At 39.4% G+C, this 12,674-nt stretch carries 15 protein-coding genes; all 15 read right to left on the bottom strand.

Annotated features, from left to right (window positions below; translation table 11 throughout):
* Nucleotides 1–283: urease accessory protein UreD (locus tag AC075J_RS15225; protein ID WP_476390476.1), on the bottom strand; the 283-nt coding region annotated here is incomplete at its 3' end.
* A 12-nt stretch (nucleotides 284–295) separates the two neighbouring features.
* Nucleotides 296–904 (bottom strand): urease accessory protein UreG, encoded by a 609-nt coding sequence (ureG, locus tag AC075J_RS15220; protein WP_008705089.1) that lies wholly within the window; start codon nucleotides 902–904, stop codon nucleotides 296–298.
* 152 nt (nucleotides 905–1,056) lie between these two features.
* Nucleotides 1,057–1,749 (bottom strand): urease accessory protein UreF, encoded by a 693-nt coding sequence (locus tag AC075J_RS15215; RefSeq protein WP_008705090.1) that lies wholly within the window; start codon nucleotides 1,747–1,749, stop codon nucleotides 1,057–1,059.
* Nucleotides 1,750–1,767: 18 nt separating this feature from the next.
* Nucleotides 1,768–2,244: an urease accessory protein UreE gene (locus AC075J_RS15210; protein WP_055060022.1), complete on the bottom strand. Its 477-nt coding sequence runs from the start codon at nucleotides 2,242–2,244 to the stop codon at nucleotides 1,768–1,770.
* Nucleotides 2,245–2,324: 80 nt separating this feature from the next.
* Nucleotides 2,325–2,831 carry an AmiS/UreI family transporter gene (locus AC075J_RS15205; protein ID WP_008705095.1) on the bottom strand — a complete coding sequence of 169 codons (507 nt, stop codon included), beginning with the start codon at nucleotides 2,829–2,831 and terminating at the stop codon, nucleotides 2,325–2,327.
* A gap of 258 nt (nucleotides 2,832–3,089) precedes the next feature.
* Nucleotides 3,090–4,811 (bottom strand): urease subunit beta, encoded by a 1,722-nt coding sequence (gene ureB, locus AC075J_RS15200; protein ID WP_008705097.1) that lies wholly within the window; start codon nucleotides 4,809–4,811, stop codon nucleotides 3,090–3,092.
* A gap of 12 nt (nucleotides 4,812–4,823) precedes the next feature.
* Entirely contained in the window at nucleotides 4,824–5,183 is a 360-nt protein-coding gene (gene ureB / locus AC075J_RS15195) for an urease subunit beta (RefSeq protein ID WP_195480774.1), read from the bottom strand.
* Nucleotides 5,184–5,197: 14 nt separating this feature from the next.
* The gene (gene ureA, locus AC075J_RS15190; protein WP_008705098.1) at nucleotides 5,198–5,500 is read right to left on the bottom strand and encodes an urease subunit gamma; all 303 of its coding nucleotides are present in this window, start codon (nucleotides 5,498–5,500) and stop codon (nucleotides 5,198–5,200) included.
* 384 nt (nucleotides 5,501–5,884) lie between these two features.
* The gene (locus AC075J_RS15185) at nucleotides 5,885–6,607 is read right to left on the bottom strand and encodes an amino acid ABC transporter ATP-binding protein (RefSeq protein ID WP_055058812.1); all 723 of its coding nucleotides are present in this window, start codon (nucleotides 6,605–6,607) and stop codon (nucleotides 5,885–5,887) included.
* Nucleotides 6,600–8,081 (bottom strand): ABC transporter permease subunit, encoded by a 1,482-nt coding sequence (locus tag AC075J_RS15180; protein ID WP_081026552.1) that lies wholly within the window; start codon nucleotides 8,079–8,081, stop codon nucleotides 6,600–6,602. Before AC075J_RS15180 ends, AC075J_RS15185 begins: the two co-directional genes overlap by 8 nt.
* A gap of 24 nt (nucleotides 8,082–8,105) precedes the next feature.
* The gene (locus AC075J_RS15175; protein ID WP_055058823.1) at nucleotides 8,106–8,942 is read right to left on the bottom strand and encodes a sugar phosphate isomerase/epimerase family protein; all 837 of its coding nucleotides are present in this window, start codon (nucleotides 8,940–8,942) and stop codon (nucleotides 8,106–8,108) included.
* Nucleotides 8,943–9,008: 66 nt separating this feature from the next.
* Nucleotides 9,009–10,034: an SIS domain-containing protein gene (locus AC075J_RS15170; protein ID WP_476390475.1), complete on the bottom strand. Its 1,026-nt coding sequence runs from the start codon at nucleotides 10,032–10,034 to the stop codon at nucleotides 9,009–9,011.
* 104 nt (nucleotides 10,035–10,138) lie between these two features.
* Nucleotides 10,139–10,999, bottom strand: coding sequence for a PfkB family carbohydrate kinase (locus tag AC075J_RS15165; protein ID WP_025577722.1), 861 nt, complete (start codon nucleotides 10,997–10,999; stop codon nucleotides 10,139–10,141).
* 59 nt (nucleotides 11,000–11,058) lie between these two features.
* A complete protein-coding gene (locus AC075J_RS15160; protein ID WP_055058814.1) occupies nucleotides 11,059–12,030 on the bottom strand; it encodes an SIS domain-containing protein in 972 nt (323 codons plus the stop codon).
* Nucleotides 12,031–12,073: 43 nt separating this feature from the next.
* On the bottom strand, nucleotides 12,074–12,674 hold a 601-nt coding region (locus tag AC075J_RS15155), incomplete at its 5' end, for a Na+/H+ antiporter NhaC family protein (protein WP_476390474.1).

Here is a 12,674-nt window from a genome sequence, read left to right as displayed (position 1 = left end):
GGGCGGCTGAGCCTTCGTCCATTTTGTGGATTTTCTCAAAGGACTGGGACAGGACTTCCAGGTCTGCGCCTTCCTTTACATGATAGGAAAATTCCTGGGAATCGCCTGCCATAATTCCTGCGGAAGCACAGAGCGGCATGATCTGGATCCCACCGTTTTCTTTTTCGAAAGGCATCATGATCTTGTATGGTGCTGTAAAAGACAGATCTTCCAGAATAGTCCTTCCGTCTTTTAAGGCTGCGCAGGCGCTGATGCGGGATATTTTTCCGAATTTGTTATCCATAGGCATTTTCCTTTACATTCCTTCCAGGAGTACGTTTTTCTTGATCCACTCTACCACTTTATCTACGTTCTCATCTCCGCGGATATTTGTAAACTGGAATGGTCTGTCACCACGCATTTTTTTGGAATCTCTTTCCATTACTTCAAGACTTGCACCTACATATGGAGCCAAGTCTATCTTATTAATTACAAGAAGATCAGAACGTGTGATTCCAGGACCGCCTTTACGCGGAATCTTATCTCCTTCTGCTACATCAATGACGAAGATGGTTGCATCTACCAGCTCCGGACTGAATGTTGCAGACAGGTTATCTCCGCCGCTTTCGATAAAAAGAAGTTCAATATCAGGGAAGCGTTCCATCATCTCATCTACTGCTTCCAGATTCATGGAAGCGTCTTCACGTATGGCTGTGTGAGGGCATCCGCCTGTCTCTACACCAATGATCCTCTCTACAGGAAGAACGCTGTTCTTTGCAAGGAACTGGGCGTCTTCTTTTGTGTAGATATCATTTGTGATGACACCAATGCTGTAATCCTTTGCCATCTTTCTTGACAGTGCTTCAATAAGTGCTGTTTTTCCGGAACCCACAGGTCCGGCAACTCCGATTTTTACGTATGACATAACCGATTTCCTCTTTTCTACTTTACTTGTTTATAGCTTCTTATAATCTGTTTACTGACTTTCCACATATTATTTTTGAAGATTTCATATTATACACATGATTCTGTTTCTATCCACGCTTGAGCCTGGAATAACCTAATACCAAATTCAAGCTACGACATATATAGCCTGGAATACAACTTCTCATGCTGGATTCCTCTGATATCAAATCCAGGTGCAGAGAGACATAAGTCCTCCTCGCTTCTGTTCATGACATCCTTTAATATCTCATCAAATTCCCCATAGCATCCGCTCAGAAGCTGCTGCCCGGATGTCTGGCTGAGGGGGATTGTTTTTACGCAGTTGGTGACGATTGCAGATGTCTGGGCATATAGATAATGTGTCAGCGCCTCTTCCAGAGGAATCTGCATTTCTGCACAGAAAACTCCGTAAATACAGCAATGATTTACTGCTTTTCCCTTTCTCGCATCCAGATATTCCCTGAAAATCCCTGTTTCACTGATGGAAAGTCCAAGCTTTTCAATGGTCTTGGCAAAACGGGAACCCATTTTTCTGGCAGCTTCTCTCTGTTCCATAGGAATTCTGGATGCTTCCAGAAGTTCTTCCAGGTACAGAAGTTCCTGCAGGTCTTTTTTCTCTGCAGCTTCGTATGCAAGTCTGGCTGCCAGAAGTTCTGTATACGCAAGATTCCATTTGATTTTGTGAGTGATGTACTCTCTGGCTGTGTCTACATTGTGGACAATTCCACGCTGAATATAAGTCTCAAGTCCCTGGGAGTGGGAATATCCTCCAATAGGGAACAGCGCATCATTTACCTGTAGAAGATAGAACTGTTTTTCTGACATGAAGAACCTCCGTTGTTATTAATGATGATGATTATGAATACTTGCAGAAATTCTCCTGTCAAAGTCCAGCTTCAGCACTTCTTTCTCCGCCTGAACTCCATGGATTTTCTGAAGCATAACAAACATTGGCTCGTTATAGATCGTGATAAACGTATCATTCTCTCCCCAGAAAAGCGGTGCATGTCTGTTTCCGATTTCGTAGCAGACTTTTGCAGACATTTTCTCATGTCCCGGAGTCAGAGAAACACGGATAACTTCGCATGGCGGTGTATTTACCACTACAAGCTTCTCATCATCTGCGTAGATCACATCATCCTGATACAGACCTCTGGCGAGAATGGAATCGTCCATGCGAATTCCCACTTCTGTTCCTTTGTCTGTTGTTTTTTTATGTATTTTCTTAAATGCTTCGTGCCATTCAATATCTACATATTCTATTGTTTTTCCTGTAGTATCAAAGTCATGAAGCTTTCCTAAAACCTGTTCACACAGCATTATTTTCAACCTCCAGAATCTGCTTTATGTTTTATTAATACCACCTGTTCTTCAATTGATAAGGTTTATTGATTGTTTTCTTACCAAATCTGAAGTAACATCATAACTCCAGGAACCCATGCAGTTACGATTCCTTCAAATACCTGAAGATATGGAACGAATTTTCCCAGTTTCTTTCCGCAGATATCTTCTACGAAAGCAGTTCCCCAGAGAATTGCCCACAGATACCAGATTGCTGCCCAACGCAGATCCGGTGTGATTCCCAGTGCAGTGCTTCCTGTAAATCCCTCGATTGTACCGAAGATCACCGCATTGATGGCTACAAAAGTAGAAAACCATGCAAATGGGATAGGGCTTGCTTTCAGGAATTTACTCAGGGCTACGAAAAGATAGGTAAAACAGAACAGCAGTCCTGTTCCTGCTGCATAATAATTGCCCTGCACCAGATTGACAAAGTTAATAAATAAAGAAAGACCACCTGTAAAGATGTTCATAATGGCGGTTGATTTTCCGTCTACATTGTATAAAGAACACATACCATTGTTGATCAGTACGATTCCTACGAATAAAAGACAAACTCCTAACATAATATTCTCTCCTCTCCTGCTTCTTCAGTATATTTTTCTGTTTATATTTCGTAAGTGGAAATACTTTTATTCAACACGCATAACAAGATGAATAAATCCAGCTTATTTTCATATAAAAATCAGAATTTTATACTGACAGGACTGTCATTATATTGTTTGGTAAGTTCTTATAAAAGTTCTCACAAAACTCCATAAATAACAGTCCTGCGAATATCATTTTTATGATCAGATAACCAGAATGTAATGGTTTAAAGTTGTTTAGAACAGACTGTAAAGCTGTGTCAGCGGAAGCTTCTCTGCCGGTTTGGAAGTGATCTCTTCGCCGTCAACAGTAACCTTATATGTCTCCGGATCTACAGTCAGTTCCGGTGTTCTGTCGTTAAATACCATATCTTTTTTGCTGATATTTCTGCATCCCTTTACAGGTACTACAGTTTTCTCAAGACCGTATTTCTCTTTTACATTCTCATCCATGGCAGCCTGGGATACAAAGGTCAGGCAAGCTTCATTCTTAGCTTTTCCATGAGCTGCAAACATTGGCTGATAGAGAACCGGCTGTGTTGTCGGAATGGATGCATTTGCATCGCCCATCTTAGATGCAATGATCATACCGCCTTTGATGATAATATCCGGTTTTGCACCAAAGAATACTGGATTCCAGAGAACGAGGTCTGCAAATTTACCTTCTTCCACAGAGCCCACATACTGGGAAATACCATGTGTGATCGCCGGGTTGATGGTATATTTGGAGATATAACGTTTTACACGGAAGTTGTCATTATCGTGTCCTGCATCTTCCGGAAGTGCACCTCTCTCATCTTTCATCTTGCTTGCTGTCTGCCAGGTACGTGTGATAACCTCACCTACACGTCCCATAGCCTGAGAGTCAGAGCTCATCATACTGAAGATACCCATATCATGAAGAACATCCTCTGCTGCAATTGTCTCAGGACGGATTCGGGAATCTGCAAATGCAACATCTTCCGGAATTCTCTTGTCAAGGTGATGGCAGACCATCAGCATATCCAGATGCTCATCCAAAGTGTTTACTGTATATGGCATTGTAGGGTTTGTGGAGGATGGCAGTACGTTCGGAGCTGCTGCTGCGCGGATGATATCCGGTGCATGTCCACCGCCTGCACCCTCTGTATGATAAGTATGGATAGTTCTGCCGCCGATGGCTGCAAGTGTATCTTCCACACATCCACCTTCATTTAATGTGTCTGTATGGATGGCAACCTGTACATCATATTCATCTGCCACATTCAGACAGTGATTGATAACTGCAGGTGTTGCACCCCAGTCCTCATGAATCTTCAGTCCCATAGCTCCGGCCTTGACCTGCTCAATGAGAGGAGCTTCGTCTGAGCAGTTACCCTTTCCAAGGAAGCCTAAGTTCATCGGGTATTCCTCGGCTGCCTTTAACATCATTTTTAAGTTCCATGGTCCAGGTGTACAGGTAGTCGCATTTGTACCGTCTGCAGGGCCTGTACCACCACCGATCATAGTAGTTACACCGCTGTATAATGCACAGTCGATCTGCTGCGGACTGATGAAATGGATATGGGTATCAATTCCACCTGCAGTTACGATCATTCCCTCTCCTGCAAGTGCTTCTGTAGATGCACCCACTGTCATTCCAGGTGTGACGCCATCCATGATGTCCGGATTTCCGGCTTTACCGATTCCTGCAATCTTGCCGTCTTTGATACCGATATCTGCTTTTACGATTCCTGTAGAGTCTACGATCAATGCATTGGTAATTACCAAATCCAGATCTCCGTCTTTGCTGCAGGTTTTTACAGACTGTCCCATACCGTCACGGATTGTCTTGCCGCCGCCGAACTTTACTTCGTCTCCATAGGTTGTATAATCTTTTTCTACCTCGATCACAAGGCTTGTATCTGCCAGACGTACCTTATCTCCTGTAGTCGGGCCATACATTGCCGCATATTTGCTTCCGGAAATTTTTGTACTCATTATTGTCCCTCCTTACAGAAATCCTTTTAATTTCGCAGTTTCCATGGATGCTGCTTTTGTATCGTCAGTTGCCTGGGCGCGGGTGAGATCATTCAGTCCGAATACTCTCTGTCTGCCGCCTATTTCTGTAAGCTGAACCTCTTTTTCTTCACCCGGCTCAAATCTTACAGATGTTCCTGAAGGAATGTCCAGATGATATCCATAGGCTTTTTCCCTGTCAAAAGAAAGGCATTTATTTACTTCAAAGAAGTGAAAATGAGAACCGACCTGAACCGGTCTGTCGCCTTTGTTTGCCACTGTTACTGTCACTGTTTTCTTGCCTTCATTAAGTGTGATCTCACGATCTGCGGCCATAATTTCACCGATCTTCATGCTCATTCTCCTCCTTACTGAATTGGATTATGTACTGTCACAAGCTTGGTTCCATCCGGGAATGTTGCCTCTACCTGAACTTCACCGATCATATCAGCAACACCATCCATTACGTCATCCTTTGTAAGAATCTTGGTTCCAAGCTGCATCAGCTCTACTACTGTTTTACCATCTCTTGCAAGCTCCAGGAGTTCAGAACTGATATACGCAAGTGCCTCCACGTAATTCAGTTTCAGACCTCTTTCCTTTCTCTCTTTTGCAAGATTTCCTGCCATATGAAGCATTAATTTTTCCTGTTCTTTGGGATTCAGCCTCATGATATTCCTCCTCTCGAATTGTGCGGATTATAATATGCAAAAATCTGTTACTGTTCACTCCGTTCTCAGTAACGTAGCCAAAATTCATTCCAGATTGCCTGCGGCAATGGAATTTTGGCTTGTATGTCTCGGGATTTTGGCGTATTCATGCCAAAACACCTCGCGGGATAGTGGTGTGTGAACAGTAATAAAAATCCTCGCAGTACACAAAAAAGAGCAGGCAATGGGATTCTTTCTCAGACCCCATTGTCTGCTCTTTGTACGAAAATTTTTATATAGGGGATTATAACTTGTGTTTCTTTGATGGTCAAGATGTTTTTTGTGAATTTTTTGTTTTTTACATTACACCAACCATAACACTATCTTCTTTTTGTAACTCGAATTTTATAAAACTTTCGCAAGAAATTCTTTCGTTCTCTTATGTTGTGGCTTTTCAAATACTTCTTCTGGAGAACCGTCTTCTAATATAGCTCCCTGATCAAAAAACAATACCCTGTCACTCACTTCTCTGGCAAATCCCATTTCATGGGTAACTATAAGCATTGTAATTCCCTCTCCTGCCAATTTCTTCATTACATCAAGTACTTCTCCTACCATTTCAGGATCTAATGCTGAAGTTGGTTCATCAAATAAAAGAATTTCAGGATTCATAGCCAGTGCTCTTATAATCGCAACCCTTTGTTTTTGACCTCCGGAAAGCTTTGATGGATAAGACAGTGCTTTCTTCTCCAACCCAATTCTTTTTAACAGTCCTATTGCTTTTTCATCCGCTTCTTCTTTTTTCCATTTTCCTAATCTTACAGGTGCAAGAGTTATATTTTTCAGCACTGTCATGTTTGGAAATAAATTGAAATGCTGAAATACCATTCCTACATTTTCTCGATATTTATCAATATCTTTCCTTTTTTCCAGAATGCGCTCCCCTTCTATAATAATTTCTCCTTCATCTGGTACCTCCAGAAGATTCAGGCATCTCAAAAAAGTAGATTTTCCAGATCCTGAAGGGCCAATAATACAGACACATTCACCTTTTCGTATTTCTATATTAATACCCTTGAGAACCTGCACATTTCCAAAAGATTTTTTCAGATTATGTACACTAATCACTTTGTCTCATTCTCCTTTCCATCTTTTCGAGAAATATAGAGAGTATTTTCACAATCAGATAATACATAATTCCAGCAGTTATCAATGGTATAAACATCTGATAGGTTCTTGATGAAACATAACTAGAAGCTTTGGTAAGATCCATAATACCTACATATCCCAAAATGGAAGTTTCCTTAATCAACTGTATAAATTCATTTCCCATTGCAGGCAGAATATTTTTTAAAGCCTGTGGAATAATAATAAATCTCATTGTATCTTTATATCCAAGTCCCAGAGATCTTCCGGCTTCCTGCTGTCCTTTATCAACTGCCATAATTCCGGCACGTATCACCTCAGACACGTAGGCACCACTGTTAATCCCGAAGCTCACAACTGCTGCCACATATCCCAACCGGCTATGAAAGACAGCAAAATACACGATCATCAATTGTAATACCGAAGGGGTTCCACGAATCACATCTACATATATATGGATAATCCTCGACAATACAGTTTCTTTTTTCTTACGATCGGCATTCAATTTTATCATTGCTGCCATTAATCCAATCACAGTTCCCAAAAGTACTGACATGATTGAAACCAGGAGCGTAACCTGTAGTCCATTCAGGTAATATTTCCAACGGTTATCCTGCAGAAAAATAAATTTGAAAGTTCCAATTATTCCTGTGTTATCTGCTATCTGAACTTGCGTTGTATCATTTTCTCCTGAGAAAAATTTTTCATAAATCTGGTCATATTCTCCATTATCTTTTAACTTTTTCAGTCCCTTATTTACTGTATTTAAAAGTTCTGTATTTCCTTTTTCAATACAATACACTGTATCCTCTTCCGTTCCATCCACTTTCTGATAAACAATATCATCATTCTGTCTGCAGTAAATCTCTGCCATAATAGTATCAATTAAGACAGCATTTACACCTCCGTTTTTCAGTTCCATTACTGCACTTGCAGCGTTTTTAAAGCGGACAACTGTTGCATTTTCAACAACACCATAGTCTGTATTCTCTCCGGATACAATGAAATCACTCTGGGATCCTTCCAAAACTGCTACTCTTTTCCCGGATAATCCAGCAAAATCATACAAAGGTGTTTTCTGACTGCTTACAATACTCTGGGATCCCGTATAATAAACATCCGAAAAATCTACACTTTTTTCCCTTTCTTTTGTTGGTCCTATCGCTGCCGCAATAATTTGAATATTTCCGGTTTCCATAGAACCAACCAAAGAATCAAAGGGCATATCTTTCCATTCCAATTCCAGATTTTCTTCTTGGGCAATTGCTTCCAGAAGTTCATAATCAAAACCCGTGAGATTTCCATCACTGTCCAGATATTCAAACGGTGCATATTCTGCATTCGTTCCGACAGTTATCTTTTCCTTAGCATAGACACTCTGCGTTCTACATGCACATAAGAAAAACAGAGTAAGCATGATGCATGAAAAAATTTTTATTCTCATTTTATCACTCATAGCTGGTCTCCTATAATGTGAGTTTTAGCGTATAAATGTTTCATATGCTTTCATATTCTGTTTATCTGCCCTAGCCGGATCTTTAAAATAGTCAAATTCTGTAATTTCCTGTCCCAGATATCCCTTATATCCATGACGATTGATTGCCTTCAGAAACTCCTCAAGATTATGCGTTCCATCCCCCCAAATCAGATGACCATAAGGATTTCCATCAATAAAATGCATGTGGATAATATCATCTCCAAGTATATCAAACCATTGATCAATTGTTTCACCGGCAACTCCCATTGCTGTGGTATCAATCATCGCTTTCAGATTTGGATGATTTACTTCATCCAGCATTCTTTTTACATCATATACCGTAGTAGCAAGGTTGGATTCCTGCGGACGAAGAGATTCCATTGCCAGTCGGATATTTTTTGTTTTGGCATATTCTGCCAGAACAGACAGCATTTCCCTTGAACGTTTCCAGGCTTCCTCCCTGTCTTCATTCCAATATCCCCATCCTGAATTGATTGCCATTGTTTCTACACCCAATTCTTCACCGGCATCCAGAGCTTTCTTAAAATATGCCATACTTTTTTCAAACTGCTCTTTTTCCTGTGCAGCGAACTGATATTGGTATGTACAATTTTCCGGTGTAATCACCTTCACAGTCAAATCTCTTTCATCAAGAAGTTTTCTGACATGTTTACAGTCAGAATATTCTATATAGCTTAAAAAGAAATGCGGTGTTCCAGGCCATAACTCAATTGTTTTAAATCCGGCTTCTTTTTGTGCATCAAGAAAATATTCCAATGAATAAAATAAATAATGAATATTCATACCTGCCAATTGTTCTCTGTTGATTAATTTCTCCATTTTATCCTCCATGCTTTCTTCTGTTACCTGTTCACAGCTCAATAATACCCATATAATTTCACTTTCCTATTTTTCCAGTTTACTACCCATATATCTATGAAAATCAGGATCTGACGGAATATTCAAATCTATCTTTCTTGCCCGTGATGTCATAACAAACAACATTTGTACAGGCAGAATATATTCCAGAATTGAAAACTCAGGATCGTCTGTAAATTTACAGTTCAGTATATATTTTATATTTTCATCTACCTGTTTGGAATTAATCCCAAATAAACAGTAACCCTGCTTTGTATAATAATCGAACAATTTTTCCATTCGATTTCTTTCATAACCATTAGGTGGAAAAATATATAAAAAGTTAGTTTTTGAAGTGACAGCATTATACATACCATGCATAAATTCTTCTGCCTCATATCCCCTCACCGGAAATCTGCAGGTCTCAGAAAATTTTAATATTCCCTCCAGTAGCAAACTCCTCATTTTATTACCGGAAATAAGTATCATATCTTCATTATCTTTTAGTTTCTCTGATATTTTTGAGCACCAGAGTTTGCTTATCTGCAGAATATTTTTCATATTCTTTATTACAACATCTATTCGCTTTTTATAGTTTTCAGCTTCTTTTTCTGTAATCCTTCCAATGCTTTCGGCAGTATCAATAATCCATATCATCAAAGTCAATACTGTTGCCGTAAAACCTTTGGTTGTTGCACCAGCATCTTCATAACCACATTCAATATATATGTTAGCATCTGCATGTCTGGTAATTTCCGTATCATATTCACCGGTCATTGAAATTGTGACAATGCCGCGCTCTCTAACATCATCCAGTGCCTTTATGACTGCTGCACTGGTTCCCTGTTGTGAAATTCCTGTTACCACTGCGCTTTTTGAAATAAGTTCATAATCCTCTATAAGCATTACTGGGTATACAGGTGTAACCCGTATACCCAGTAATTTCTTTGCAAAATCGGCTACAGCTACTGCTGCATTATAAGAAGATCCTGAACCTGTCAGGTAAATTTCTGATATTTTCTTATCTTTCAGCACTCTGTTGCTGTCCTCAAGAATTTCCTTCTTATTTTCCAATATGTATTGCAGGATATCAGGAGTCTCATATATGTAATCCATTGCATTTCCATGGTACAGCATATATTTTCTCCTCTTTGTCATTCACTCTATATATTATATTTCTAATCCTCGTATGGTTTTCCGTATCCAAAAGCACCATTGAGTGTACATACATGTGCTGCAAATTTAGAAGCTTCTTTTAAAGAAGTACGGATTGCTTCCTGTCTGTCAGTTCCTCTTTTCAGCTGATCAATATAACAATCCATAAAAGAGGTCAAAAAAGAATCTCCGGCACCCATTGTATCTACCACATTGTCAATAAGTGTTGCCGGCTGTGTATAAAACTGTTCACCATCATACATAATGCAGCCTTTAGAACCTCTGGTAAGAGATACCAACTCCGGTCCCAGGGAATGAATAAATTTCAGATGTTCTTTTGCTGCTTCATCATCTCCGTCAAAAGAACAAAATGCATATGTAATGTATGGTGCATATTTTTCATAATATTCTTTGGAAGAGTCATCAGAAAAATCGAAGGAAATTTTTATACCAGCCTCTTTCATAACTTTCAGCTGTGATTCTGTATAGCAATAATTTCCCGTATGCACAAAATCAAATTCTTTCATATATTCAAGGTCAAAACGGTCAAGAATATACGGAGTCTTTCCTCTTACTCCACCTTCATTATAATCCCCAAATATACGGTCTCCATCACGAAGTGTACATTTAGACCATCCGTTTTCTCCTACCAACTGTTTGCACTTTACAGTTTCAATTCCAAGTTCATTTAATACTGAAATTACAAATTCTGCAATGTCATCACTTCCAAAATATCCCATATATGCAGCTCTCTCTACACCAAACATTTTGGAATATGCACACAGATTTACACAGTTCCCGCCTGGATACATCATATGAGAATGTTCATACAGATCAACTACATTATCACCAAATCCCAGTACTTTTGTATTATACTTTACCATTTTTCTTCTCCTTTTTCATCTGGCAGATTCATATCTGCCAGACTTGTTACGAAAGAATATTAATATTCTACAACACCCATGTATCTTCTCATATCAAGAGGATGTCTTCTCTTGTCCTGTAAACCTGTACGATATGCTACTGACATTGCATAGAATACCATTGGGCAGAAGTATTCATTTACGCTTTCGTCAATTGCATCAATTCCAAGTTCCTTAGCATCAATTACTTCATATTTCTTTCCGTATTTTTTCAGGAAAGTAAGTGCTCGTTCATCCATAACTCTGGCTGCACCTGTTCCCATAAGAAGAATGTAGAGATGGTCTTCATCTGTGCATTCGAATGGCCCATGGAAATATTCACCGGAATGCAGATAGCAGCAATCCATCCACTGCATTTCCTGAAGAGAACAGATAGAGAAACCATATGCCTGTGAATAAGAAGCACCAGAGCCCATAATATAAAGGAACGGCTCTTCAAAATATTTCTCAGCAAATACCCATGTACGGTTCTGTACTTTCTTTACTGCTGCACGGACAATACCGTCAGCTTTTTCAAGTCCATCCAGTACAGCTTCATATTTTGTATAAGATGGCTCCTGTAACTTCATCAGTTCATTAAGAACACGCATTACAATTCCCTGCGGTCTTTCTTTTTCATTTGTATCATCTTCCCAGCTATATACGACTGGATTCATATCTTCCTGTGCACAGATAGAATTTGGATTATGTGTCATAGTAATCACTGCTGCACCACGTTCTTTGGCAAGTTTCGCTGCATTTACAGTTTCATTTGTATTACCACCATGAGAGCAAAGAATTACAAGTGCACCCTTTTTCAGAAATTTGGATGGGGATACAATCAACTCTTTTGCTGTAAGCCAATGAGAGTGCATAGTTTCTGATTCTGCATTGATAAAATAGAATCCCGGATAAAGATCCACTAAAGAACCTCCACATGCTGTAAAAAATACATCTTTAATCTGTCCCTGCTCTTCATAGATTTTTTTGATTAATTCTTCTGGTCTGTTCATTTTAATAATCTCCTTTTATTTATATTTTTTATTTTATAGTTTTCTATAATCCTGCTGAAATTGTACAGAATACAATTGCTATAACAGCCATGATCAAAAACATTTTCCAGATAGTTTTCCACCACTGTCCAAATGAAATCTTGCAGATTGCAAGCCCCGCTACTGTTGTTCCTGCTACTGGACTCATAAGGTTTGTCAACTGATTTCCATACTGTAAAGCTGTAACTGCCGCTTCCGGATTTACACCATGAAGGTCACATAAAGGTGCCATGATTGGCATAGATAATGCTGCCAGTCCTGAGGAGGACGGTACTAACAATGTCAGTAAAGACTGAACCACATACATCACTGCCGAGAAAACAACATTATTGGATTTTTCTACCAGTCCACTTAATGCATTTAAAATAGTATCAATAATCATTCCATCCTGCGCAATTACCATGATTCCACTGCAAAAACCAATTACCATAGCTGCAAATGCAATATCCTTTACGCCATTGATAAACTCTTCTGCTATTTCTGTTTCATTCATACCACCAAAGATTCCCATCAGGATTCCCATTCCCAGAAAACACATGGATAATTCATTCATATACCAGCCATTTTTTACAAGTCCTACTACCACTATAACCATTCCGATTACT

Source organism: Blautia sp. ZXY-1-C6 (genome assembly GCF_056339875.1).
Note: the sequence above shows the minus strand (reverse complement) of the source record. Positions and strands in the feature narration are given on the sequence as shown.